A 26,976-nucleotide genomic window follows, 5' to 3' on the forward strand; every position below is an offset into this window, starting at 1 on the left:
ATTGGTTATTGTAATCAATTAACTAGCTTGCCGAATAGTTTAGGGAATTTATCGAATTTACAAGGATTAGATATTGGTTATTGTAATCAATTAACTCATTTACCGGATAGCTTAGGGAATTTATTTAATTTACAAAAATTAATCATTCGGCATTGTGAACAATTACATTATTTTCCGGATAGCTTAGGTAATTTGTCGAATTTACAAGAATTAAATATTCATAATTGTGTTAAATTAACTTATTTACCGGATAGTTTAGAGGATTTATCCAATTTGCAAAGATTAGATGTTATTGGAAATAAATTAACTAAGTTACCGGATGGTTTAGGGAATTTATCCAATTTACAAAGATTAGATGTTAGTGAAAACAAATTAACTAAATTACCGGATGGTTTAGGGAATTTATCTAATTTAATAGGATTATATATTTATAGAAATAAATTAACTCAGTTGCCGGATGATTTATGTAATTTATCTAGTTTAGAAGAATTGAATATTTCTAAAAATCAATTGATTAAGTTGCCAGATAACTTAGGTAATCTATCTAAATTAAATTTATTATATACTTCTGGAAATAAATTAACCCAGTTGCCAGATAGTTTATGTGGTTTATCTAATTTAGAAGGATGGGATATTTCTAGAAATCAATTAACTAAATTACCGGATAGCTTAGGGGAATTGCCTAATTTAAAAGTATTGGATATTTCTAGAAATCAATTAACTAAATTACCGGATAGCTTAGGAGGAGCATCCGATTTAAGAGGATTAGATGTTTCTAAAAATAAATTAACTCATTTGCCGGGTAGTTTAGGGAATTTATATACTTTACAAGTATTAGATATTTCTAAAAATCAATTAACCAAAGATGGCTTGGTAGATTTATCTAATTTAACCAACTTAAATAAGCGTTGTAGAAATTTAATCCGATCTTTAGAAAGGAAGTTATATTAACCTACTTTCGGTGTATACGTGGAGCTAATCCATCTAAATCACAAAAAGTTTATGTTGATGATAGGCAATTAGCTCTATTTCTAAATAGCTTAGATTAATGACAACTATTTTCCAATAGTAGTATGTATGATTTATCCGTTTTCTGCTATCTATCCATTCTTATCCTTATTAAATTTAAGATGCGCTCGTAAAATAAACTTAATTTATCTTTGGATATGGGATTTATAAGTTAAGATTGTATCTTAAGTTAAACTAAAGTGGAACCCTTATGGAATTTTATTTATAACAAATGCAGCTCTTATTGCAACCTTTGCTCAGTTAGTTTCCTGCGTTTTTGCTGAAGGGCCCCAGACAGGTGGGAAATCCACATTGCTACGGTATATGGGCAGAGATTATAGATATATTACTTTTGATGATCTGACTTTGCGTTATCAGGCATTAAATGAACCTTCTTTATTTATGCCCAATAATACCGGGAAGTTGATTTTAAATAAGGTACAGTACGTACCGGAACTCTTTTCCGGCCTGAAGATTAGGATTGATTGGCAGAAATAAAACGGGCTTTTTTTGCTTTCCGGTTTGCAAGCCTTTCAGCTAATGAAAAATGTTGCCGAGACCCTTACCGGCGCATTGCCGTGCTGAATTTGCAAGGATTTTCCCTGCGTGAAAATACGGTGAAGCGTTGGATTACCATTTTAGAAGCATTGGGTATTATTTATCTGCTTAAGCCTTATGATAATAATCATCTTAAACGATGCTAAAACATCGAAGTATATGCTGGATACAGGCTTAATAGCATGGCGACTAAATGGTTGCCCCCTGAAACTATCAGTAACGGAGCAAAGAGCGGTCAATTTTTAGAAACTTTTTTGTGAGTGAAATTATTAAATCTTTCCTGAATAACGGAATGACGCCGCCCATTTATTTTTATCTTGATACCCATCAGAAAGCGATCGATCTGATTATTGAATAGGATCAACGGATTTACCCGATAGAAATAAAGAGTACTACTGTGCCGGATAAAAAATGGCAAAAGCATTTAGGATGCTAAGAGAAAGTTTAGCGGGAACCGAAGTAACAGTCGGTAACGGAGTAATTATTAATCAGTATCCGCAGAAATGATGCTTAGCGATAGATTTGGTCGCATTACGGATTTCAATGATTTAAATTCGGAAACGTTCCAATCCGACCGATATTTAATTGGGAGTATTGGGTTTATTCTTTTGCAATTTATCCGCAATAAATTTATTTATTGCCTTGAATATACAAGTATTTTGTTGTTTCGATGATTTACTTACCCCTATAAAGCTCCCCGAAACCAATTATTTTTTGAACAACTTCACAAATTTACAAAAAACAAAATTACTTAAACACAACAAAGATGTAACATATTTTAAACATCACCCGGTTGGGGGATGTGAGATTTGCTTAGATTAAGGGAGTGGGGCGTATGAGTACAGTGAAACCCGAAAAGACGGCATTTAATCGCAATGCCGTAATCTTTATCGCAGATATTCTGCTGTTTTTTATTCTTCTGGCCGTTTTGCCCTTTGAGGCGAGCGCCAGTAAAGGCCTGGCGTTATTGGCCTTTATTGCGGTGTTATGGCTGACCGAAGCCCTGCATGTTACCGTTACCGCCTTGCTTGTGCCTTTATTGGCGGTTGCATTGGGACTGTCTGCAACGGGAGCGGCGTTAAAGAACTTCGCCGATCCGACGATTTTCCTGTTCTTCGGCGGTTTTGCGCTTTCGACGGCGCTGCATATTCAGAAACTGGATTTGATGATCGCCAATAAGATTATGGCGCTGGCAAAAGGGAAATTGCTGATTGCGGTGATGTATCTGTTTGCGACTACGGCATTTTTATCCATGTGGATTAGTAATACCGCAACCGCCGCAATGATGTTGCCGTTGGCATTGGGGATTCTAAGTCAGCTGGACAGTAAACAAAACCATAGCGCCTATACCTTTGTGCTGCTCGGTATTGCCTATAGCGCCAGTATCGGCGGTATGGGGACGTTGGTCGGCAGTCCGCCGAATGCGATTGTCGCTTCTAACTTGAAATTAACCTTTTCCGACTGGTTAATCTTCGGTTTGCCGGTAATGATTATTCTGATGCCCTTAATGATTGCTTGTTTATGGGTGCTGTTAAAACCGAAACTCAATATGAGATTCGAGCAGAATTTTGAAAAAATCGAATTTAATAAGAAGCGCTATGTAACGCTGGCGATTTTTGTACTGACTGCGCTTTGTTGGATCTTCAGCAGCGTACTTAATCCGATGCTCAGTTCCATGTTGGGGTTACCGAAGAATATTGCCGGGTTTGACAGTATTGTGGCGATTTCCGCTGCGGTGGCTATTTGCGCCACCGGGGTCGCTTCTTGGCGTCAGATTCAAGATAACACGGAATGGGGCGTACTAATGCTGTTCGGCGGCGGTTTAACCCTGAGTGCGGTATTGAAAGATTCCGGCGCCAGTAAGATTTTGGCTGATGGCGTGGTATTTTTAATCAGTGATGGCCATTATTTTCTTATTGGTCTTCTGGTTTCCGCCTTTATTATTTTCCTGACCGAGTTTACCTCGAATACCGCCAGTGCCGCCTTATTGGTGCCGATTTTTATCTCCATCGCCCAGTCATTAGGTATGCCGGAACTCGGCTTGGCGCTGATTATCGGTTTAGGGGCTTCCTGTGCCTTTATGCTGCCTGTGGCAACGCCGCCGAATGCCATTGTTTTCGGCACCGGTCATGTACGGCAATCGGAAATGGTGCGGGTCGGTATTTGGTTGAATATCCTGAGTATTTTTGTTATCGCCACCTATGTTTATCTTTTCTGGTTCTAAATAAAAAGATAAATATTAGTTCTCTAAATAAGTTTGGCCGCCCTAAAGAGCGGTCAAATTTTAGCGAGTTTTTTTACATTACCCGCACAGGTTTATATTGGGGCGCAAGGTGTTGCGTCCCCGCTCCGTTCGGATTAATTTTTCAGTGGATTAATAATGTATTTGTAGGGGCGTCATACCGGCGTTCGGTTAATTTTTGGTTTTAGGTTATATTTTTATGGACGCGAGGCGTCGCGTCCCTACGATCACTTCGGATTAATTTTTTCTGGGGATTAAGTATGTATCTGTTGGCGCTATGGGGTGTCCGTATCAAAATTTAAGTCTTTGATTGGGTCGGTATTGCGCATAGATAAAAAAACGCCGGTTAATACCGGCGTTTAATATTATGCTGTGCGGGCTATTTCTGTGCGGCTAAATTGCCCACCAGTTTTTCCAACCGTTGCAGACGTTTTTCCATGGCGTCCATTTTAGCTTTCTGCACTTGGTTTTCTTTGCTCAGCTGGTTGATGCGATTTTGCATCACCTGGATAGTAGCGGCGTTGCTATACCCCTTATTGACCGAGTTATTAACATCGATCACCGGCGATTTTTTATTTCTGTCTTCGCCGAAACGGAAGCTTAAGCCCAGATTTGCCATTGCCTGAGATTTTCCTTTGCGCCCGTCGCCCAAGGATACGCCTGCAGTCATCATGACGTCTTCATTGAAATGATGTGCCAGTCCTACGGCCAGTGCGTATTTTTCTTTATAGAAGCCGACCCCGACCATCGCCTGATTCGGTCTGTCTTTATCGAACTGCAACGGATGCAGTGCCGCTAAAGAGGCGCTTAAGGCACCTATGGTACGGCTTTCGGAACGGGTATGCGCAATATCGCGACCTAAACGATTGATGCTGTCGCCGGTCTGGTGAATCTGGCGCTGTACGCTGCGCAGCTGCCCCATATTGGCCGCATCGCTGTCCGCACTGCCCGCACCTATATTGGTGAGGCGTTGGCCGCCGTTATTCAAACCGGCGGCGCTTAGGCTGACATTGCCGGTGGTAAGGCTACCCGTTGGGCTTAAATCGATATTTTTCGCCAAGCGCACGTTCAGCTGTCCGTTTTCCGCCACCACGCCGATATTGTTTCGGCTGAGGTTATTCACATCGGCACCGCCGACGATATTCAGTTGCCCGCCCAGTTTTTGACTGATGGCAACCTTATTATCACCGCCGAAGCTCATGCCTTTGTCAATAATGCCATGTAGCTGAGAGCCGTTAACGGCATCTTGCGAGGTGGCGCTGATTTCACCGGCAGCCAGTTGGGTAATTTTGGTTCCCGCCGCATCAATACCGTTTTTCTTGAGGGACGGCGCTTTCACGACTTCATTATTGGCATTACGGAATGAGAATCCGTCGCTGTCCATAACAAAGCGATCGCCCTTTGCATCTTTAACTTCGATGCCTTGTGAGCCGATCTGGCTATTGCCGGCACGCAGCGTTCCTTTATCGCCAAGATCAATATTTTGCGCCAGTTTAACCTGTAATTTACCGTCCTTGGCTACAACCCCGATATTTTTCTCGCTCAGCTTGGTAGGATCGGCGCCGCCGACGATATCTAGGGTTTCACCCATTTTTTTATTAATGCTTTCACCCGGTTTATCGCCGCCGAAGTTGATGCCCTGATCCACTTTAGTGTTCAGATCCGTGATCTTACTTTCTACCTTATCGAGTTTGCCGGCAGTGTCGGATTTAACCGTTGCGATGGCTTTATCCAGCTGGCCTTTATTTACCGCATCAAGCTCTTTTACGCCCTCGGCGATATTGCCGATAACCTTATTACCCGCATCAATACCTTGTTTGGTAACCGATGGCCCGCCACTGATTTTTAAACCATCGGAGCCTAGGGTTGAATTTCCGACACTAAGACCTTCTTGATTCAGTTTGGTGGTACCGACGCTAACTCCGTCTTTATCCACCATGGTATTGCCGGCTTTCAGGCTACCGTTTGCACCGAGATCCAAGTCTTTCGCCAGTTTGACGCTAAGGCCGTTATTGCTTACCTTCACCCCGATATTATTATCCGTCAGCTCGCCTTTGGCACCGCCGGTAACGGAGAGAGTAGCGTTATTTTTATCAAGCTTGATTTTATCCTGATTATCGGTGCTGATAGTAAGCTCTTTAAGTGCCGATCCGGCGGTAGAAGCCACATCTTTCAGCTGCTTGTAATTCACCACATCATTATCTTCGGTACCTGCTGCAACATTGGAAATTTTTCCATTGGCCATATCAATACCTTGATTACTGAGGCTAGGGCCGTCGGTGATTTTCAGCTGATTGGTATTAATACCGTCCTGGTTAATTGTGGTATTGGCGGCTTTTAAGCTACCGTCCGCACCCAGTTGGATATTTTTCGCCAACTTAAGCTGTAAGCCGTCGGAACCGTTGGCAATAACCCCGATATTATTATCCGTCAGCATATTCGCATCCGTGATCCCGCCTTTAATGTTCAGGGCATTACCTAAGGCGCGATGTACCTTAGTACCGCTGTCGCCGGTAAAATCCAAACCTGCCTGAGCAACCGCCTGTAAATCCGCCACTGTAACGGCTTTATTCAGATCCGTACCGGATTTGCTTAATAGCCCCTGGGTATTGGCGACCAGTTCGCGCGCTTTCTCTGCCGTGATGGCAGGGGTTGCCATAGTGGCGAATTTGCCGTCGATTCCGTTTGCCACATTGGTTATCTGGCGCGGGCTGGTATCGCCGGCTTTTAAGGCGACTTTATCCGCCTGATCTTTGCTTAGCGCTTCGGCTGCATTAGAAGTTCCGTCTTTTGCAATGCTTACCGGCTTGCCTTCTTTATCTAGGGTAGTACCCGCCGGATAGAAGCTATCCCCAATTTTAACGACCGGATTACCCTTATCATCTACATAGCTGATCGGGGAGGCCGCCGCATTATTTTCCAGGGTTGCCAGACGAGCCTTGGTTTTATCCGATAAATCCAGGCTGATCTTATTGCCTTCAACGGCGGTAACAATATTCTCATTGGCGTTTTTGCCGATAATATCGAAACGGGTATTATTTTTACTGATGTTAATTCCGCCGTTACCCGCCGCCGCATCAGCACCCACGGTAAAGTTTTGTAGCGCGGTGCCGCCGCTGGCGGTGGCTTCTTTAAGCTGTTTATAATTAACTACGTCATTATCATCGGTAGCGGCACTGACGTTGGAAATTTTACCCTTAGCCATATCAATACCGCTTTTATCTATTGTCGCCCCCCCGTTGACGGCAACTTTATCGGTACTGATACCATTTGGGCCAATAGTGGTTTGAGCGGCGCTTAAACTGCCGTTTTCCCCCAGCTTAATATCTTTTGCCAGTTTGATTGCCAGTTTACCATTTTCGGCAATAACTCCCAGATTATTATCGGTCAGCTTGGCTTTATCGGTGATGCCGCCGCTTACATTCAGGGTGGAATTTAATGCTTGATTAAACTGACCGCTGTCCCCGCTAAAGTTCATGCCCGCATCGGCTTTGGCAAGGGAGGCTTTAGTGGCATTATCCAGCGAGATGCTGAAGTTTTTGCTCTTGGTCGCATTATCCGTACTGGTGGTTACCTCAATACCGTTGCTACCGGTAGCGGAGATCAGACCGGTAATCACCCCTTTGCCCGCATCATCAATATTGGAGAGGTTTTTATCTGCCTTGCTGCCGAGATTTTTGATGCCGGTATCAAGATTATCAACCTTATTGCTTAAATTGCTCAGATTGCTGTTGGTGGCATTTAATTGAGCGAAATTCACGGCGTCCTTATCTGCGGTACCTGCAGTCAGATTAGTGATTTTCATATCACCGGCATCAATACCGGACAGGGTTATGGAAGGTTTGCCGTTGCCCAAACTTAGCCCGCTGCTGTTGAGCAGAGTATTACCAATAGTCAGGCTACCGTCCGAGGTTAAATTAACCTGTTTAGCCAGAGCCACGGTAAAGGATTTGGCACCGGAATCATTTGTTCCTTCCGTTACCTCGATATTGCTTCCTTTAATGACGCTTTCTTCTTTCTTCAGCTGCGCTTGAGTTTTATCGTCCAGACCCAGGGTATAGGTTAGGCTGCCGTTGGCCGCATTACTGGTATTCAGTGCTAATCCCGTACCATTGGCAACTTTTATCGCATCTTTAGATAGGTTTTTAATCTGATTTTTTCCATTATCGGACAGATTATCCAAATCCTTGGTCGCCGCATTTTCTAGCTTAGTTTTCGTATTCTGTGCCAGCTCAATATGGATTTTGCTACCGTTTACACTGGTGGTTATATCGTTAACGCCGACAATATCCACTCGGTTGCTTTCTTTGCTTAGGTTAATACCCGCTGCTTTAGCTTCCGCATCTGCGCCGAGGATAAAACTTTGCAAAGAGCTATTGGCTTTATTTAATGCCGCTTTAGCCGAGTCGCTCAGACCGATTTCAAAGGTTTTGACCTTGGTGCTATTGTCCGTATTGGTCGTAACCTTAATTTCATCAGTGCCTGTTGCCGCCACTAATCCGCTAATTACCGCTTTACCCGCATCATTAATATCGGATAAATCCTTATTGGCTTTGGTGCTGCTTAGGTTATTCAGGGTGGTATTGATACCATCTACCTTGTTACCCAGATTGGTCAGATTGCTGTTGGTCGCCTTTAATTGCGACAGATTTACCGCATCGCTATCTTGCGTGCCGGCAGCCAGGTTGGAAATGGTTTTATTCGCGGCATTAATGCCCGAAGTGGTAATGGAAGGCATATTATTGCCTAAATATAGCCCCGTCGCATTTAATACGCTGTTACCAAGGGTTACACTACCGGCGGCGGTTAAATTAATATTTTTGGCTAGGGCAACAGTAAAGGATTTTCCGCTGGAATTATTTACCCCTTCCGTTACTTCGATATTGTCCCCTTTCAGCACGGTTTCTTCTTTTTTCAGCTGATTCTGAGTGGCATTATCTAGGCTTAGGGTATAGGTTCGGTTACCATTGTCATCCTTCGTTTTTACCTCTAATCCGTTATTGCCGACCACTTTAACCGCATCTTTGGTCAGATCTTTTACTTGGGTTTTACCCGCATCGCTCAGATTGCTTAGATTTTTATCAGCGGCGTTATTAATTTTATCTTTGGCGGTTTGTGCCAGATCCACATTAATTTTATTGCCGTCGACGGAGGTTTTAACCTCGTTGATACCGACAATATCCAAACGGGCATTATCTTTGCTGATATTAATTCCGGCGGCGGTTCCTGCCGAATCAGCGCCCAGGGTAAAGCTGTGCAGCCCCTTGCCCGCATTGTCTAAAGCAGTTTTCGTGGCATTATCCAAACCGATTTGGAATTTTTTATTTTTGTTGGCGTCGGTTGTGGTGGTAACTTGAATACCGTTGCTTCCCTCGGCGGAAACTAACGAAGTAATAAATTCTTTCGCGCCGTTATCCAGGTTTGAAAAATCTTTTTTAGCATAGGTATTGCCCAGATTGCTTATGGTTGTGTTTAAGTTCTCCACATTACCGTTCAGATTTTTCAGATTGTCGCTGAGGTTGCTTACATTGGTACCAAGACCATCAACTTTGGTATTTAAGTTGGTGAGATTGTTACCAAGATTGGTTACATTGGTATTTGTCGCATTTAATTGAGAGAAATTAACCCCATCATTAGCATCTGTTCCGTTCGCTAATGCGGTAATCTTTTTATTGCCCGCATTAATTCCGGTAGTGGTAATCGAAGGGTTGCCCGCCCCTAAGCTTAAGCCGGTTTGGTTGAGCAGGGTAGTCCCGATAGTCAGGCTGCCCGTATCGGTAAGATTAAGGTTATTTGCCAGTCCCAGTTGGAATTTTTTACCCCCGCTGGCATTGGTGCCGTTTTCTTTTACCTTAATATTAGTATTTTCGGCACTGATATCCGTTTCTTTTGCCAAGGCTTTATCCACCTGTGTAGACAGGCTTTTTAACTGAGCGATATTTACCGCATCGGTATCTGCGGAACCTGCGGCAACACCGCTGATTTGGCGGGTAATATTTGCCCCGTCGCCGACGGAAACCGTCCCGGTCGTGGATTTCCATACGCCGCTGGTATTTACGGAATTCATTTTAGTAACAGGATCATAGCCGGCGGTTTTGGCTGTTTCCGCTTTAGAACCGTTACCTAGGGCAATGCCGCCCTCCACCGAGGCGGAAGCCTGGAAGCCCAGAGCAATTGCATTTAAGGCGCTGGTTTTTGAGCCTTGACCTATAGCCACACTGCCGTTTGCATTTGCTGCGGCAGAAGCGTTAAAGCCTAGTGCAATAGCACCTTCCGCATTGGTTTTTGCATAGGGACCGATGGCAATGGATTTAAGCGCTTTGGCGCCGTCATTATATCGGTTTGAAGTATTACCGCCAGCGGTTGAATTAACGGATAAATAGCTGATTTTTTCAATGGCCTGGGTCAGGGCATATAGCTGCGAACCGTTTACCGCATCGGTACTGTTAGCGGAAATATTACCCGGGGCAAGATTAATAATTTGGCGTTCTTTACCGGCACGGCCCACGGAAACAATACTGCCCGAATCATGGGTTTTGCCGGCAAAACTGTAAGTATGATTATGAATATCGTAGTTGCTGACCTGAGCCGCATTTTTATCGGTGATGGAAGCCGCCCCTAAAGCAACGGAGCCGGATTTATCCGCAATTGCACCAAAACCGATAGCGGTACTTAAATCGCTCTTTGAATCGGAATACGCTCCTAAGGCGGTGGAACCGTTTGCACTGGCATAAGACATGGCGCCGACAAATACCGCACCATGCCCGCTACTTACATTAGTAGTAATTTTTCTGGTTTTACTATCGTAGGTACCATATCCTCTCGAATTATATTTGAGCTTTGAAGGGCCATCCATACCGCTTAACTCGGTATAATATTTATCCGCTTCGGTTTTAGCAAAACCTGCCAAATCATCGCCGCCGATACCCACGGTACCTTCTCCGGCAATCTTGACGTTTGCGCCTAAAGCGACCGATTGGTTGCCGGTTACATGGGTTTCAAATCCCATAGCAATAGCTTGAGCATTATGGGCGCTGCTTTTAGAACCTAGCGCAATAGCTCCGTCTACACCGGTAGATGTTGCCTGGCCGCCGATAGCAATTCCCCAGGCATCTCCGCCCTCTGCGCTTGCCGGATAACTTTTACCGCTATATGAAGAACCTATGGCTATCCCTTTAGCCGAATTATTAGTTTGCGCTGCGGCCTCTACATTTTGGCTGATTAATAACGCTCCCGCTCCTACGGCAAGTCCGCCGCCCAGCATCGGGCTTACCGCAGGTATTGCCGCCGTTAAGACGGAGGCTAATGCCAGCGCCGTTTTTTTACTTTTAGTCTTTCCTTTGCTTTTGGTAAATTCAGAGGTAACAATGTAAGTGCCTTTGCTAAAACTCCAGATTACCTTATAGATACTGTTCATAATTATCCTTAATTAAGTTTAGTAAGATATTTAGTAAGATATACAGCGTTAATTTGTCCGAAATAAACCAAAGCTTTTTAAAGCCAAAAACAAATTGTATTTATCAAACGGACAATTTCTGCGTAAAAAGAAAGGCCGAAATCTTATTCAGAGGCGAATTTCTTTTTACGACAAAACTGAAAAGCAGCGGTTAATGCTCAGACCGCTCGGAATATAAATTAAATATTATTGAATCCATCGCAGCTAAAGAAAATCTATTTAGCCGATGTATAGATATGGATAGGGGAGAAGCTTCGCCCTTTGTAACGAGGATAAGATTAGAATATGAAGAATAAATTTCCATAAAATCAGGCGGGAATACCATTTCCCTCACTCCTTTGATAATCAACGTTTTCCAAACGAAGTACCGAATAAAAACTTTGTTATATTAACTAAGAGGTATATAACATTATTTTAACAACGGTAACAATTCATTAAATAATTTAGATAAAAATTACCCAATAAATAAATCGCTGCGGATTATATAGACTAATTTAAGATAAATCAATGCGAAAAATAGCGAAATAAAATAAAAAATCCGACTTTTTTATACCGCACTTTCCGCCCGAACAGAGCAGGCGGGGAACAAGCCAAAGAATATATCCTGTCGGAGAGCATATGCGGGTTTTGAACATCGGAGCCAAAATAAATTTCTGTGTTTTTTGTGAACAGACTTTACATAAAAAATAAACACTTTAGAATATGAGGCTTATTTGATTTCGGTTTTATTGTTCCACTGTAGTTTTATTTCTTTTTGATTATTGAGATCAAGGATGATCCTATGAAAAGATTTACCGTCTTTACGCTGGCGGTTTGTACTATGGCTTCCGGATATTGCATTGAATCAGATGATATCCGTGCGCTGAACCGGCTGGATGCCGTACAGCAGCAACTTCAACAGCAACAGGCGCAATACCGCGCGCAACGGTTTAATCCGGGAACGGAAATTAATAATGTCGTCCGCAGTGAAGACTTAGGCTTTCCGAGCGGTGAGCGCCCCTGTTATGTAATTCGGCAAATCCGTTTACAGGATTATGCGCCCGCCGCAGATCATTCGCTATTCCTTACCCCAAGTCGTTTTAGCTCCGAACTTCAGCATAGTCTGAAAGACTTCGGTATAAAGCTCCCTTATTGTTTCGGTGCCGAAGGTATCGGCGTTCTGCTTAAAGGGGTACAAAACCGGATTATTGCAGCGGGCTATATTACTACGCGCATTGTTATTCCGGAGCAGGATCTAAAGCGGGGGGAACTGCTGTTTACCCTTATTCCGGGAAAAATCGGCAATATAAAGGTGGAAGATCGCAGCCGGGTGGCGCGCTTTACCCCGCTAACTCTGCTGACGGCGACCGCTTTTAAACGCGGCGACTTGTTGAATATCCGCCATATCGAACAAAGCCTGGAGAATCTGAAACGTTTGCCTACGGCGGATGCAAATATCGAAATTTTACCGAGCGAAGGAAAAAATGCCGCCGTTGGCGAAAGTGATTTAAAAATCACTTATGCTCAGGCTTTTCCGTTTCGCCTTAATTTGGGGCTGGAGGATTCCGGTTCGAAATCGACCGGAAAATGGCAGGGAGCCATAACCCTTTTCGCCGATAATCTGTTTTCCGCCAATGATCTTTTTTATACCGCCTTTACGCATAGCATAAAGCGCCGCAGCGATGAAAAGGGCACACGCTCTGCGAAAAACCTTTCCTTTTATTATTCCGTTCCTTTCGGTTATTGGGCGCTGACCGCTTATCACAGCGACAACCGTTACCGTCAGGAAGTATTTTCTTCCCCCGGCAATAGCTATATTTATTCCGGCGCAAGCGAAACCGATAAATTGGCGCTGTCCTATTTGTTTTATCGCGACGGCAGTCGCCGAGCCAGCATTTCCGCCGCCCTGTGGTCGCGTCAATCAGCAAACTATATCGACGATTCGGAAATCGAAGTGCAACGGCGCAGAATGGCAGGTTGGGAAGCGGGGATAACATATAAAGAATACCTTGCCGATGCAACATTGGAGCTTAACCTGAGCTATAAGCGCGGAACCGGCGTGCGCGGTTCTCTGCCGGCGCCGGAAGAAATGCGTAACGAGGGTAGCTCCCGACCGAGAATTATCAGTGCGGCAGTCAGCCTGAAACAGCCGTTCTCCATCGGCGCACAGCCCTGGCAGTTTTATACCGCCTGGACGGCTCAATGGAACCTAAGTGCGCTGATTTTACAAGATCGTTTTTCTCTCGGCGGGCGTTATAGCGTTCGCGGTTTTGACGGCGAGCTAAGTTTATACGGCGAACGCGGTTGGTTGTGGCGTAATGAACTGGCGTGGAATCCGCATGGGAAATCTTCATTGTATTTTGCACTGGACGGCGGTTTGGTTCGAGGGCGCTTATCCCCCGCCGTACCGACGGGGCAACGCTATTTAATTGGTACGGCGGCGGGTGTCCGCGGCGGCTGGAAAGGGTTTTATTATGATTTTTTCATCGGTACACCGCTGAGCAAGCCCAAAGGATTTAAAACCTCTTACGGGGTAACGGGCTTTAACCTCGGCTATTCTTTCTAATTAAGGATAATTGATTAAGATTAAGGATAATAAGATGAATCGCAGATACTTTCGTGTAATTTTCAGTAAAACCAGGCAAAGCCTGATTGTGGTTTCCGAACTGGCTAAATCCGTCGCTAAGTCTGTGGCGGAAAGCGGCTCGCTTCCGGCTCCGAACAAGCAAAATATATGCACTAAGGCAAAAAGTGCGCAGCTAAACGCATTGGTTTTCAGCCTATATTGCGGTTTGGGGTTGGTTGCTTTTAGCCCCGCTTCTTCTGCGCAAGAGCTCATAATAAAAGCGGATCCTTCCGCTGGGAAAAATCAGCAACCTATTTTGCTACAAACCGCCAACGGATTACCCCAGGTAAATATTCAAACGCCTAATGATAAGGGGCTTTCGCATAATAAATACCGCCAATTCGATGTGGACAGTCGCGGCGCCATTTTAAATAACTGCCGCACGGCGGTGCGAACTCAGCTGGCTGGTATGGTACAAGCTAATCCGAATCTTGCTCACGGCGAAGCAAGGGTTATTTTAAATGAAGTAAATTCATCGGATCCGAGTATTCTGAAAGGCTATGTAGAAGTTGCAGGTAAAAAAGCGGAGGTGATTATCGCTAACCCGTCCGGATTACATTGCGAGGGCTGCGGTATTCTTAATGCGCATCGTGCGACGCTGACCACGGGGCGGCCGCAAATTGTGGACGGCAGACTGGAATCCTATGTGGTGGAAAAAGGAAAAATCTCCGTTGCCGGCAAAGGATTGGATAACAGCAGAGTGGATTACACGGACATTATCGCTAAAGAAGCTCAGATCAATGCCGGTATCTGGGGGGCTAAGCAGTTAAATCTGGTAAGCGGACAAAATCGGGTAAAACACAGTGATTCGGTGCAAGGGGTACAAATTATCCATCGGGGGGCGGAAGAGGCGGAAAAAACCGTCCAAAAAGAACCGCACTTTGCCGTTGATGTGAGCAAATTGGGCGGTATGTATGCGCAAAAAATCTATATGGTGGGAACCGAGCAGGGGCTGGGCGTGCGTAATGCCGGGCATATCGGCGCCGGCAGCGATGCGCTAATCATCGATGGACGCGGGCATATTCTCAATAAAGGAACCCTTAGCGCCGCAGGCAATATTGATCTGAACGGCGAGGGAGAGCTGGTTAACAGCGGAGATATTCAAACCTTAAAGGGCGCAGTCAAACTGAAAGCGGGGCAAAATATCCGCCATAACGGCTCGATAACCGCACGCCATAATCATATAAATTTGGATGCCGGGCAGCACATCATACAAACGGGCGAAACACTGGCAAGCGGGGATATTAATTATCGGGCGCAGCATATGGATATAAGCCATGATGCCACCATAGGCGCAGGTATTCAGTTTCGCCCGCAAGGGCAACAGGAAAGCCGCAGTCCGGCTTCCTTTAGCCATAAAGGCAATAATATCAGCTTGCAGGCAAGGGAAAGCTTGAAAGCACAGGGCAAAATTCTGGCTTCTAACCTAGTGCAGGCGAATGGTAACAGCTTGGATTTTTCCAATACCCACCTCTCGGCAAACCGAGCGCAATTGCAGGCAGCGCAGGGCAATCTTTCCCTACAGGGCGCCGCTCTGCATATAAACCAGGATTTAACGCTGCATACTCCGGCTCAACTTTCGACTCAAAAGGCGAAAATCAGTGCCGATTATCTAAAATTCAAAGCCGCACAGTTGAATAATTCCCAGGGGATGTTGCACAGCAGAAGTACAAAGGCTCTGGATTTTAATTTCAGCGAGGGCTTTATTAATAAGCAGGGGCAACTGGCAACTTCCGGAGCGTTGAACTTAACCGCCGCCGATATTGATAATTACGCGGGCAGCTTGTTTGCCGGCCATCGGTTATGGCTGCAAACCGGAGATCTGGATAACCGACAGGGGAATATTTCCGGCAAGGCTTTGCTGACGATTAATGCGAAACAAATAGATAACGGAGAAAAAGCCGTTATTTTCAGTGCGGACAACCTAAACCTAAACGCACAACGGCTAAATAACAGCGAAGGCAGCGTGCAAGCTGCAGGCGATGCTCAGATTCGGTTAGAGGAAGGGCTTAACAATAGCAAAGTATCGGAATCCGGCTCATTAATTCAGGCAGGAAATCACTTAAATGTTACGGCGCAACAAATTAATAATTCTCGAACTAAGGCAACAACTGCCGCACCGCGCCAGGGCATACTGGCTAATAGGTTGAGCCTTAATGCCGAGCGGCTGGATAACCGGGCGGGCGGCATCTACAGCGGGGCGGATATTTCCGCCGGAGTAGCCGCCGCACTGGATAACCGAGAAGGAGAAATTTTGGCGCTGGGCGCCCTCTCGTTGGCGGGTAGCAAGCTTACTGTAAAGAACGGCGAAGGTAAGCTGGAAAGTAAAGGCAATCTTGCACTGAATATCGAAGGTTTTGCCGATACAAGTCAGGGTACGCTTAAAACACAAAGTAACGCCGATATCCGATTGAGCAAAGATTTAGTCTTGAGCGGCGTTTTTCAGGCGGACGGCGTGCTGAATCTCACTACTCAAGGCAATTTCTATAATAATGCCCGCCTCTTGAGCGGAAAAGCCCTAAATATTCACAGTAATTTAGTGGAAAATGCGGAAAATGGCGTATTGAGTGCGCTTGATACAAGGGTTTCCGCCAATACAATTAATAACCGCGGGCTAATTGACGGGGCAGTTACCCTGCTCAATACCTCCGGCCTCAATAATCTGGGCGGCGGTCGTATTTATGGTGATCGCCTTGCCATTACAGCGGCACAGCTGACCAATAGTCAGGATCCAAACAAGGTGCAGGCCGCCACTATTGCCGCCAGACAACGTCTGGATTTAGGCGTAACAAGACTGAGCAATAGGGATCATGCCCTCATTTTCAGCTTGGGCGATCTCCATATAGGCGGCAAGTTGGACGCCAGCAACTATGCCGCAGGTAAGGCGGAACTCGTCGACAACGGCAGTGCTACCATCGAAGCCTTAGGGAACGCCACTATTAATACCGCAAATTTACGCAATCATGATCTGCATTTAACCTTGGCTGCTAAGGAACAAAAAGAATATATACATGAGGTAGCGACACAAACCGATTCTCAGCGTTACCGTAATCAGGTCGAAGGTAAATTCAATTGGCACGGGCGTGATGCATGGTTTGATTTTCATGATCCGAAAAAAGCCACCATCGTACGGAAAGAATGGTACGGCTGGAAATATAACCGCATTACAAATACCCCTTATATTGAACGGCAAGATCCGGGCAAAATTCTGATCGGCGGTAATTTAACTCTGGACGGCGATAATCTGCATAATCAGTACAGCAAGCTATTGATTGGCGGCACCTTACAGCTGGGAACGAAAAGTTTCGGCGCTAACGGAACTCGGCCGATTCTTAGCGACGGTATTACCAGTCTGCACAATGAAGATTTAAAACAACGGATCGAGGTTACCGACATCGGCCATAGTTATTTTCTGAAACATCAGAAAAAACACGGCAACCACGGCCATTATGAAGTGAATCAAAGCCCTTTCACTCTAACTCACCCGACTCGGGAAAAAGATTTTGGCATTGTTCAAAACCTAATCGGCGATCGCCGGGCGGTAACCGAGGCGTCGGGAGGTTATCAGCTCGATAATCTCGAACAAGCGCCGCAAACGGTGCTCACTTCCCGTAACCCGGTGCAACCGAATTCAGAGATTAAAAAAGATGCGGGAGCGGGACAAGGGATTTCCGCACCGAATTTAAGTATAAAAACCCTCAGCCCGGATATTCGCCTGCCGCAAGCAAGTTTGTATCGTATAAATAGTGATCCGGCGGGGCGTTATCTGGTCGAAACGGATCCTAGATTTATCAATAGCGCCAAATGGCTAAGTTCGGATTATATGCTAAAAGCGCTGAAATCCGATGCCCGTATGGCATTAAAACGTTTAGGCGACGGTTTTTACGAACAGCGTCTGGTAAATGAACAAATCAATCAGCTGACCGGGCGACGTTTTCTGAGCGGTTACGCTTCCGATTACGAGCAATATCTGGCGCTGATGGACAGCGGCGTACGCTATGCCCAACATTTCGGATTAATCCCCGGCGTAGCGCTGACGGCGGAACAAATGAAAGCGCTGACGGAAGATATGGTATGGCTGGTAAGCAAGGAAATTCGCTTGGCGGACGGCACAACCGGATCGGTATTGGTACCCCAGGTATATGTTGTCGGGCGTAATACGGATTCGGATAACCGAGGCGCCGTGATTTCGGCACAGCGCATTAACGCAAGGATAACAGGCGATATACATAACAGCGGCGTAATTTCCGGACGAAATCTGACCGCACTTTCCGCCCGTAATCTTCTGAATAACGGCGGAACCATCGGTGCCGAACGGCTATTGCTGAACGCAGAGGAAACCTTGCTGAATTCGGGCGGTAAACTCCGGGCGCAGAACCTGCTGGCGGCGCAAGGAAAAAATATCCGTATTGAAAGCAGCTTGGCGGAAAGCCGGGATACGGGGGATTTTTATAAGAAAGATATTAATCGGCAGGCAATCGTAGAAGTCGGTGCTAAAGAGGGGCGGCTACTATTACAGGCGCAACAAAATATCGACTTAAGGGCGGCAAGCCTGATTTCCGCCGGTGAAACGGATATTCGCGCCGGCGCTCGGTTGAATCTGGATACTCAGACAACCCGAAATAAAGAACATTACAACGCCGATGCGGATAACTACTATCGTCTGGAGCAAAGCAAAGAGATCGGCAGCGAATTAAAACTGGCGGGAAATGCAACCCTATTCGCTAAGCAAGGCATAAATATGCGTGCCGCACAACTTAGCGGCAACGGTAATCTCAATATTATATCGGCGGGCGATATTAGCCTTGCGGAAGGCCGGGAAAGGGAACAACTGTCCACCGCACGTAAATGGAACAGCCGGAATCTGACAAGCCGCACCTCCTCGATTAACCTCTATCGCCATGATTATGATTTGGCGAAGGGGACGCAGATAGAAGCAAATAATATCTTACTGCACTCGCAAGGGGGCAATATCAGCCTACGCGGCAGCGATGCGGTCGCAGAAAACAGAATGCAAATTCTCGCTAAAAATATTGATATTAATGCGGCGGAGAACCGGGTTTACGAAACAAGCTTTAATCAGGTGAAAAAATCCGGGCTGATGGGGTCGGGCGGTATCGGCTTTAGTATCGGCAGCCGTAAGCAAAGTACGGAAAGCGATCAGCACAGATCCTATACCAAAGAAAGCCGAGTCGGCAGTTTAAAGGGAACGACCGATGTTTTCACGGAGAATCGTTATCTGCAACAAGGCAGCACTCTGACTTCGGTACAGGGAGATGTCAATATTCAAGCCGGGCAGGTTACCATCAAAGCGGCGGATAACCGTTATACGACCAATTATAAATATAGCCTTGAACAGAAAGGTTTAACGGTTGCCTTTAGCGCACCGGCATTGTCTGCACTGCAGGCGGTACAAGGCGCTGTAAAAACTATCGAAAGTATCGGAGAAAGCAAACACAACAGAATTAATGCTATGGCTACGGCGAACGCCCTTTGGGACAGTGCCAGAGCGGCGGAAAAAATATTCGAAGCCATTGCACCGACTCGGATATTGGCGAATGGTGATATAAATAATAGCAATGTGGGCATATCTTTAACCTATGGCCAACAGAAAAATATCAATAGTACGCATACGCAGGGTTCCAACGCCGCAATAGCCAAAATCAACGCAGGAAAACAGCTCAATATAATTGCCAAAGGCGCTGAAAAAGCCGATATCAATATTATCGGTGCGGATATCGGCGGTAAACAGGGTACTTATTTATCGGCGGATAATCATATCAAGCTACGGGCGGCACAACAAACCCATAAAGAGCGAAGCCAAAATAAATCCAGCGGTTTTAATGCCGGCGTATCCATCACCTATGGCAACGGCGGTATGGCCATGGGTATTACCGCCGGCGGAAATTATGGCAAAGGCTACGGCAACGCTGATGAAACTACCTATGCTTATACGCATATCGGCGACAGCCATAGCAGAACTCAGCTGCGTAGCGGGCAGGATACCCGCATACAAGGCGCACAGATTCTGGGCAAAGGTATTCGGATTGATGCCGAAAATCTGCATATTGAAAGCCTGCAGGAAACCATGAGCTACAAGGGTAAACAACAAAATATCAGCGGACAGGTTACCGTCGGCTACGGATTTTCAGCCGGCGGCAGCTATAACCAATCGAAAATCAATGCCAATTATGCCGCTGTTAAAGAACAGTCCGGTATCTATGCCGGTGATGAGGGGTATCAGGTGAATATAGGCAGACATACGGATCTAAAAGGTGCGCTTATTACCTCAACCCGAGAAGCGGAGGTTCAGAACAGAAATAGCTTCGCCACAGGAACACTAACCCACCGGGATATCCAAAATTACAGCAGCCACAATGCCAAGGGCTTTGGCTTCGGGGGCGGTTTTTCCGTCGGCGGCGGAAGCTCGGCGCAAAATATTGCCGGTACTCCGTTAGAGCATATTGGTTCAAACCGAGCTGATGGTAGCGCCCAAATAGAGTATAAGGGCGTAACCGGGATTTTCAGCCAAGGAAACTGGGGATTGGCAAAAGGGGTGCTAAGCGCAGCATTAGGGCAAGTGAAACAGCACAACAATGAATCCGCTATCACAACCAGTAGGATCAATGACAAAAATATTCTGATTAGAGATATGGAAAATCAGCACAAATTATCCGCTTCAGGTATTGAGGAAACGATAGCCAATCTGCAAAAGGAAAATCGTCATCAAATATTAACCAAAGCGGATACCGAAAAACTCAAATCCGATTTAGCGCGGGATTTAAATATAGCGATGGATTTTATTAAAAACATCTCGGATTCCGGCGATAAGCTTTATTACAAAGCGGAAAAAAATGAGGATTCCAGCTTTACTATGGGTAAGCCAGCGAATTGCGAGCATATTGACTGCTTGGAATTTGATAAAGATAACTCGCAGCAGTTAAAGGAATTAATCTACGGGGAGCGAATATTAACCGAAAAACAGGCGGAACAGCTAAGTAATTTGTTTACGGCCGGTATGCTTAATTTGACAAGGAAAGAGAAAGTAGAAAGTGCCATTTTATATGCTGATGACCTGAATTCTTTAGAGCATTTGGGGGTTATTTTAAATAGAGGTAGCGCGGGACGTTGGAATGAATTTCTCTATGCCGGATTTGAGCGCTTTAGGGCTTGGGCTAATTTGCCGGCGGTTTTTGGAGTATCCAACGCCACCAAAGATCATGCGCAAATTGCTAAAAAATTGGATGAATATAATCAATATGCAGCCGCTAAGGGCAAACCCACATATATCTTCCATAATACCGCACATAGTTTGGGCGTATCGGAAAATAAAAATATGCTGAATTGGGCGAATTATCTGAAGCAGGACTATAAAAATACGGCCATAAGCTATTTACATGCAGGCGGTTCTTACTCTTCGGAAGAAATTCATCAACAGGCAAAAGGGGTATTTAATAAAGTAAATACCAGATATATAGGTATAGAGGGAGATTTGGTTTATTCGGGAATATTCGGATTCCTTATCGGTAATAATAAAAATGCGCTACCTAATAATGGGATTGGGCGTTTACAAGCACATACTGTGGCTAATCAAAATATTAACAACTTAAAATTTGTAGATAAATCAGAAGCAGTAGAGGAAAAGTCTAATGTTTTAAATAAAGTTTATGGTAACCATGGTATAAGAAAGTTTAATTATCTAGGGGATTAAAAATGAAAAATCTTATCATTATTTTAAGTTTGTTTTTCTTATCAGGATGTGTAGATCCTTTTCTATTGTCATATGCAGGCGGTAATGTTATCTATAATATGCAATATTGGGAGCATATTGATACAAAAGAAAAAGCATCATTAAAAACTGAAAATGATTGTTTTGATAAGGTTACTAAGAATAATCCCTTTTCAAGGGATAAGTATGGGCAATGCTTATATGAGCAAGGGTATCGATTTAGAACGAATAACCTATTATATTGTTTTTGGTATATGCCGGAAAAATGTAAGGATTATAATAAATTTAGATAATATATTTACGGATTATATTTAAATCAAAAATTTATTAATTGAGTTTTTATATGGAAATATCTAGATAAGTATTTGCTAGTGAAAATATTTTATCTAATATTTGAATGGAATAAACAATGAAAAAAACTATCCTTATTTTAAGTTTATTTATATTATCAGGGTGTGTAGATCCTTTTCTATTGTCATATGGAGGTAGTCATCTTATTCATAATATGCAATATTGGGAGCATATTGATACAAAAGAAGAAGCATCATTAAAAACTAAAAATGATTGTTTTGATAAGGTTACTCAAAATAATCCCTTTTCAAGGGATAAGTATGGACAATGCTTATATGAGCAAGGGTATCGATTTAGAACGAATAACCTTTTATATTGCTTTTGGTATATGCCGGAAAAATGTAAGGATTATAATAAATTTAGATAATATATTTACCAATTATATTTAAATGGAATAAATAATGAAAAAAATTATCCTTATTTTAAGTTTATTTTTATTATCAGGATGTGTAGATCCATTTCTATTTTTATATGGAGGTCAAAATATTAATAACTTAAGATTATGTAGATAAATTAGAAGCAATATAAGAAAAATATAATATTTTAAATAAAGTTTATAATAACCATGGTATAAGAACATTTAATTATCTAGGAGATTAAAAATGAAAAAGCTTATCTTTATTTTAAATTTATTTGTATTATCAGGATGTGCAGATCCTTTTCTATCTTCATATAGAGGTCAAAATATTAACAACTTAAAATTTGTATATGATTCAGAAGTAATAGAAGAAAAGTCTAAATTTTTGAATAAGATTTATAATAATGATGGTGTAAGAACGTTTAATTATCTAGAAGATTAAAAATGAAAAATCTTATCATTATTTTAAGTTTGTTTTTCTTATCAGGATGTGTAGATCCTTTCCTATTGTCATATGGAGGGAGTCATCTTATTCATAAGATGGCATATTGGGAGCATATTGATACAAAAGAAAAAGCGCCGTTAAAAACTGAAAATGATTGTTTTGATAAGGTTACTAATAATAATCCCTTTTCAAGAGATAATTATGGGCAATGCTTATATGAACAAGGGTATCGATTTAGAACGAGTAACTTATTATATTGCTTTTGGTATATGAAAGAGGAATGTAAGGATTATAATAAGTTTAGATAATATATTTACAAATTATATTTAAACTAAAAATTTATTAATCTAATTTTTATATGGAAATACCCTTATAAATTAATGGTATTATTAAATAATGTTAATATTGAAAGATAAATTAAGGTATATTCCAGTTATTTTCTTCTATATAACAGGTTGTTCTAGTATTGTTTCTTTAATCCCGAGTTATTCAGACAGTATTCCTAGAGGAGAATCTCAATGGGTTAATATAGAAACAAAAGAGAATGTAACATTTGATGTATATACAAATTGCTATCATCAAGGAATAGAAATGGTAAAAAAAAGTGATCCTATAAAATATATTGCCATATTAAAAGAATATGAAGTAGCTTTATATCATGGAAAATGTCTTAGAGATCTGGGGTTTGTTTTTAAACCTGATCTTTTTTCTATTTATTGTTATCACTATTCAAATAAAGAGTCTTGTAGAGCATTTAAAAACTTCAGGAATTAAATAAGGTTACATACTAAACTAATATAAGTAAGAGTAGTTAATAATATTTATCCTTGGGGTGCAAGAATATTTAAGAGATTAAAAATGAAAAAGATTATCCTTATTCTAAGTTTATTTATATTGTCAGGATGTGTAGATCCTTTTCTATTGTCATATGGAGGTGGCCACCTTATCGATGATATGCAATATTGGGAGCATATTGATACAAAAGAAAAAGCATCATTAAAAACTGAAAATGATTGTTTTGATAAGGTTAATGAAAATGATTCTTTCACAAGGGATAAATATGGGCAATGCTTATATGATCAGGGATATAGATTTAGAACAAGTAACTTATTATATTGTTTTTGGTATATGCCGGAAAAATGTAAGGATTATAATAAGTTTAGATAATATATTTACGAGTGATATTTAAGCTAAAGTTTATTAATTCGGTTTTTATATGGGAATATTCGTATAAATTAATTGTATTTTAAATAATGTTAATATTGAAAGGTAGATTAAAGTATATTCCAGTTATTTTCTTCTATATAACATGTTGTTCTAGTATTGTTTCTTTAATCCCAAGTTATTCAGACAGTATTCCTAGAGGAGAATCTCAATGGGTTAATATAAAAACAAAAGATAATGTAACATTTGATGTATATACAAATTGCTATCATCAAGGAATAGAAATGGTAAAAAAAAATGATCCTATAAAATATATTGCCATATTAAAAGAATATGAAGTAGCTTTATATCATGGAAAATGTCTTAGAGACCTAGGGTTTGTCTTTAAACCTGATCTTTTTTCTATTTATTGTTATCACTATTCAAATAAAGAGTCTTGTAGAGCATTTAAAAACTTCAGGAATTAAATAAGGCTACATACTAAACTAATATAAGTAAGAGTAGTTAATAATATTTATCCTTGGGACGTAAGAATATTTAAGAGATGCAAAATGAAAAAGATTATCCTTATTCTAAGTTTATTTATATTGTCAGGATGTGTAGATCCTTTTCTATTTTCATATGCAGGTGGTAATGTTATCTATGATATGGCATATTGGGAGCATGTTGATACAAAAGAAAAAGCGCCGTTAAAAACTGAAAATGATTGTTTTGATAAGGTTACTAAGAATAATCCCTTTTCAAGAGATAAGTATGGGCAATGCTTATATGAACAAGGATATAGATTTAGAACAAGTAACTTATTATATTGCTTTTGGTATATGAAAGAGGAATGTAAGGATTATAATAAATTTAGATAATATATTTACCAATTATATTTAAACTAAAAATTTATTAATCTAATTTTTATATGGAAATACCCTTATAAATTAATGGTATCATTAAATAATGTTAATATTGAAAGATAAATTAAAGTATATTCCAGTTATTTTCTTCTATATAACAGGTTGTTCTAGTATTGTTTATTTAATTCCTAATTATTCAGACAGTATTCCTAGAGGAGAATCTCAATGGATTAATATAGAAACAAAAGAGAATGTAACATTTGATGTATATACAAATTGCTATCATCAAGGAATAGCAATGATGAGGAGAGAACAAACTTTAAAAACTAATATTATACTCAAAAGATATGAAGTGGCTTTATATCATGGAAAATGTCTTAGAGATCTGGGGTTTGTCTTTAAACCTGATCTTTTTTCTATTTATTGTTATCACTATTCAAATAAAGAATCTTGTAGAGCATTTAAAAACTTCAGGAATTAAATAAGGCTACATACTAAACTAATATAAGTAAGAGTAGTTAATAATATTTATCCTTGGAGCATAAGAATATTTAAGAGATTAAAAATGAAAAAGATTATCCTTATTCTAAGTTTATTTATATTGTCAGGATGTGTAGATCCTTTTCTATTGTCATATGGAGGTGGTCATCTTATCGATGGTATGCAATATTGGGAGCATATTGATACGAAAGAAGAAGCACCAGTAAAAGTCAGAAATGATTGTTTTGATAAGGTTAATGAGAATAATTCTTTTACAGAAGATAAATATGGACAATGCTTATATGATCAGGGATATAGATTTAGAACGAGTAACATATTATATTGCTTTTGGTATATGCCGGAAAGATGTAAAGATTATAATAAATTTAGATAATATATGTAAATATCCAGATAAGTATTTGCTGATAAAATAGTTTAATTAATATTTAGGTTGAATAAATAGTGAAAAAATTTATATTTATCTTAATTTGTTTTTGTTTATCAGGGTGCTTGGATTTCTTCCTATATAGAGATAGTTACACTATTGATAATATGGCATATTGGGAGCATATTGATACAAAAGAAAAAGCATCATTAAAAACTGAAAATGATTGTTTTGATAAGGTTAACCAGAATAATTCTTTTACAAGAGATAAATATGGTCAATGCTTATATGAACAAGGGTATAGATTTAGAACAGATAGCATATTGTATTGTTATTATTATATGAAAGAAAGATGCAAAGCTTATGATAAGTACAGGAAGTAAAAATTAATTATTGCTATCACAAAATATATGATGTGGTAATTAATATCGTAAATAATGTTTAGTCATTATTTTAAATTTATATTTTATATAGGAGTCATACGCTTATGAAAATAACCCATTGTTGTGCTGCTATTTTGGCAAGTTTATCGCTTTCGGCATGTACCCAATTTTTGCAGTTTGATACTGACAAGAGATTTGATGAAAATGCTCCTGTCAATAAAAGTGCAAGAGTGAAATTTACAACGGATAATTCCGATGTTTTCGTATTACCGGGAAGCAGTTGTTTAAAGATCAATGATACAGTGGTTAAAGCCGTAGAAGCTTTCAATAGCTTAAAACATACTGATTCGGAAAATTCACAAAGAGTGTCTATAACAAAAGGGGCGTCTAAGAAAGAATTTAATTACAAATCCATTAATATGCCCCATATTCCTCTTGAGCATTATCAGAAAAATTATGCCACCAAATTAGTAGATGATTCTTATATATCCAGAGAATACAGGTTGGAGGCTGAAAAACCTTATACTATCTTTGTTAAAGTCATAGGCAAGGAGGCTTCAATTTTAAGCAAAATTTTTGATAAGCAGGAAGATATTTATGGATTCGCACTAAGTTTTACGCCTGAATCCGGGCATGATTATCAGGTAATAATGTCTTCCAAATATTCAAGCAATGAACAATCAAGCTCTTATATATATGCCCCGGCTTTCTTTGATATTACGGATCCGAAAAATGTGAAAAAATTAGACCATCCAAAAGAAGTTATAGTTACCAATAGCTGTAAGGGGATATGGTAATACCTCGGTTTATATATGATTACCCTTAGAAATAGGGAATATTAAATTAAAAAGGCGGTTATTATTTTGATTCCCGCCTTATTTTTTCTATGTCGTAGGTTATTTCTATATTGTTATCTCAAGATATATGGCCGGTATAAAAAATATAGAACTAATCTTTATTTATTATC

General features: G+C 41.5%; 15 protein-coding genes and 1 pseudogene (1 of these 16 running past the window's edge). 15 read left to right on the forward strand and 1 reads right to left on the reverse strand.

Annotated features, from left to right (window positions below; all coding sequences use genetic code 11):
* From EDC45_RS03665 to EDC45_RS03675, 3 genes and pseudogenes are all read left to right on the forward strand, one after another.
* Positions 1 to 951, forward strand: the 3' end of a protein-coding gene (locus tag EDC45_RS03665; RefSeq protein WP_424960658.1) for a leucine-rich repeat domain-containing protein. It extends 1,569 nt beyond the left edge of the window; the window shows 951 of its 2,520 coding nt (coding positions 1,570-2,520); the start codon falls outside the window, past its left edge; its stop codon occupies positions 949 to 951.
* Between the two features lie 334 nt (positions 952 to 1,285).
* Positions 1,286 to 2,073 (forward strand): annotated as a pseudogene (locus tag EDC45_RS10460) (ATP-binding protein).
* Between the two features lie 328 nt (positions 2,074 to 2,401).
* Positions 2,402 to 3,790 (forward strand): DASS family sodium-coupled anion symporter, encoded by a 1,389-nt coding sequence (locus EDC45_RS03675; protein ID WP_166635102.1) that lies wholly within the window; start codon positions 2,402 to 2,404, stop codon positions 3,788 to 3,790.
* A gap of 397 nt (positions 3,791 to 4,187) precedes the next feature.
* On the opposite strand, the gene EDC45_RS03680 is transcribed toward EDC45_RS03675, so the two are convergent.
* Positions 4,188 to 11,225, reverse strand: a complete 7,038-nt coding sequence (locus EDC45_RS03680; protein ID WP_133543571.1) for an ESPR-type extended signal peptide-containing protein — start codon at positions 11,223 to 11,225, stop codon at positions 4,188 to 4,190.
* Between the two features lie 820 nt (positions 11,226 to 12,045).
* Between EDC45_RS03680 and EDC45_RS03685 the strand changes: the two genes are divergently transcribed.
* The 12 genes from EDC45_RS03685 (at position 12,046) to EDC45_RS03745 (ending at position 26,806) form a co-directional block, all read left to right on the forward strand.
* Positions 12,046 to 13,809 carry a ShlB/FhaC/HecB family hemolysin secretion/activation protein gene (locus tag EDC45_RS03685; RefSeq protein ID WP_133543573.1) on the forward strand — a complete coding sequence of 588 codons (1,764 nt, stop codon included), beginning with the start codon at positions 12,046 to 12,048 and terminating at the stop codon, positions 13,807 to 13,809.
* A 34-nt stretch (positions 13,810 to 13,843) separates the two neighbouring features.
* On the forward strand, positions 13,844 to 21,580 hold the full coding sequence (locus tag EDC45_RS03690; RefSeq protein ID WP_133543575.1) for a two-partner secretion domain-containing protein: 7,737 nt from the start codon (positions 13,844 to 13,846) through the stop codon (positions 21,578 to 21,580).
* 2 nt (positions 21,581 to 21,582) lie between these two features.
* The gene (locus EDC45_RS03695) at positions 21,583 to 21,891 is read left to right on the forward strand and encodes a hypothetical protein (RefSeq protein WP_133543577.1); all 309 of its coding nucleotides are present in this window, start codon (positions 21,583 to 21,585) and stop codon (positions 21,889 to 21,891) included.
* A 116-nt stretch (positions 21,892 to 22,007) separates the two neighbouring features.
* Positions 22,008 to 22,316: a hypothetical protein gene (locus EDC45_RS03700; protein WP_133543579.1), complete on the forward strand. Its 309-nt coding sequence runs from the start codon at positions 22,008 to 22,010 to the stop codon at positions 22,314 to 22,316.
* Positions 22,317 to 22,551: 235 nt separating this feature from the next.
* A complete protein-coding gene (locus EDC45_RS03705; protein ID WP_133543581.1) occupies positions 22,552 to 22,749 on the forward strand; it encodes a hypothetical protein in 198 nt (65 codons plus the stop codon).
* A gap of 2 nt (positions 22,750 to 22,751) precedes the next feature.
* Positions 22,752 to 23,060 carry a hypothetical protein gene (locus EDC45_RS03710; RefSeq protein WP_133543583.1) on the forward strand — a complete coding sequence of 103 codons (309 nt, stop codon included), beginning with the start codon at positions 22,752 to 22,754 and terminating at the stop codon, positions 23,058 to 23,060.
* A gap of 88 nt (positions 23,061 to 23,148) precedes the next feature.
* A complete protein-coding gene (locus tag EDC45_RS03715) occupies positions 23,149 to 23,526 on the forward strand; it encodes a hypothetical protein (RefSeq protein WP_133543585.1) in 378 nt (125 codons plus the stop codon).
* An 84-nt stretch (positions 23,527 to 23,610) separates the two neighbouring features.
* Positions 23,611 to 23,919, forward strand: a complete 309-nt coding sequence (locus tag EDC45_RS03720; protein WP_133543587.1) for a hypothetical protein — start codon at positions 23,611 to 23,613, stop codon at positions 23,917 to 23,919.
* Between the two features lie 548 nt (positions 23,920 to 24,467).
* The gene (locus tag EDC45_RS03725) at positions 24,468 to 24,776 is read left to right on the forward strand and encodes a hypothetical protein (protein WP_133543589.1); all 309 of its coding nucleotides are present in this window, start codon (positions 24,468 to 24,470) and stop codon (positions 24,774 to 24,776) included.
* An 88-nt stretch (positions 24,777 to 24,864) separates the two neighbouring features.
* On the forward strand, positions 24,865 to 25,242 hold the full coding sequence (locus EDC45_RS03730) for a hypothetical protein (RefSeq protein WP_133543591.1): 378 nt from the start codon (positions 24,865 to 24,867) through the stop codon (positions 25,240 to 25,242).
* Positions 25,243 to 25,326: 84 nt separating this feature from the next.
* On the forward strand, positions 25,327 to 25,635 hold the full coding sequence (locus EDC45_RS03735) for a hypothetical protein (RefSeq protein ID WP_133543593.1): 309 nt from the start codon (positions 25,327 to 25,329) through the stop codon (positions 25,633 to 25,635).
* Positions 25,636 to 26,113: 478 nt separating this feature from the next.
* Positions 26,114 to 26,806, forward strand: coding sequence for a hypothetical protein (locus EDC45_RS03745; RefSeq protein ID WP_133543595.1), 693 nt, complete (start codon positions 26,114 to 26,116; stop codon positions 26,804 to 26,806).
* Positions 26,807 to 26,976 lie beyond the last annotated feature (170 nt).

Origin of the sequence: Mesocricetibacter intestinalis (assembly GCF_004363295.1) — a bacterium.
Taxonomy (GTDB): domain Bacteria; phylum Pseudomonadota; class Gammaproteobacteria; order Enterobacterales; family Pasteurellaceae; genus Mesocricetibacter; species Mesocricetibacter intestinalis.

What these genes read in the sequence shown, in the direction of transcription:
- EDC45_RS03715 (WP_133543585.1), top strand. Translation starts at nt 23,149, where the DNA reads ATGTTAATATTGAAAGATAAATTAAGGTATATTCCAGTTATTTTCTTC.
- EDC45_RS03730 (WP_133543591.1), top strand. Translation starts at nt 24,865, where the DNA reads ATGTTAATATTGAAAGATAAATTAAAGTATATTCCAGTTATTTTCTTC.
- EDC45_RS03685 (WP_133543573.1), top strand. Translation starts at nt 12,046, where the DNA reads ATGAAAAGATTTACCGTCTTTACGCTGGCGGTTTGTACTATGGCTTCC.
- EDC45_RS03695 (WP_133543577.1), top strand. Translation starts at nt 21,583, where the DNA reads ATGAAAAATCTTATCATTATTTTAAGTTTGTTTTTCTTATCAGGATGT.
- EDC45_RS03710 (WP_133543583.1), top strand. Translation starts at nt 22,752, where the DNA reads ATGAAAAATCTTATCATTATTTTAAGTTTGTTTTTCTTATCAGGATGT.
- EDC45_RS03680 (WP_133543571.1), bottom strand. Translation starts at nt 11,225, where the DNA reads ATGAACAGTATCTATAAGGTAATCTGGAGTTTTAGCAAAGGCACTTAC.
- EDC45_RS03720 (WP_133543587.1), top strand. Translation starts at nt 23,611, where the DNA reads ATGAAAAAGATTATCCTTATTCTAAGTTTATTTATATTGTCAGGATGT.
- EDC45_RS03700 (WP_133543579.1), top strand. Translation starts at nt 22,008, where the DNA reads ATGAAAAAAACTATCCTTATTTTAAGTTTATTTATATTATCAGGGTGT.
- EDC45_RS03690 (WP_133543575.1), top strand. Translation starts at nt 13,844, where the DNA reads ATGAATCGCAGATACTTTCGTGTAATTTTCAGTAAAACCAGGCAAAGC.
- EDC45_RS03745 (WP_133543595.1), top strand. Translation starts at nt 26,114, where the DNA reads ATGAAAATAACCCATTGTTGTGCTGCTATTTTGGCAAGTTTATCGCTT.
- EDC45_RS03705 (WP_133543581.1), top strand. Translation starts at nt 22,552, where the DNA reads ATGAAAAAGCTTATCTTTATTTTAAATTTATTTGTATTATCAGGATGT.
- EDC45_RS03675 (WP_166635102.1), top strand. Translation starts at nt 2,402, where the DNA reads ATGAGTACAGTGAAACCCGAAAAGACGGCATTTAATCGCAATGCCGTA.
- EDC45_RS03725 (WP_133543589.1), top strand. Translation starts at nt 24,468, where the DNA reads ATGAAAAAGATTATCCTTATTCTAAGTTTATTTATATTGTCAGGATGT.
- EDC45_RS03735 (WP_133543593.1), top strand. Translation starts at nt 25,327, where the DNA reads ATGAAAAAGATTATCCTTATTCTAAGTTTATTTATATTGTCAGGATGT.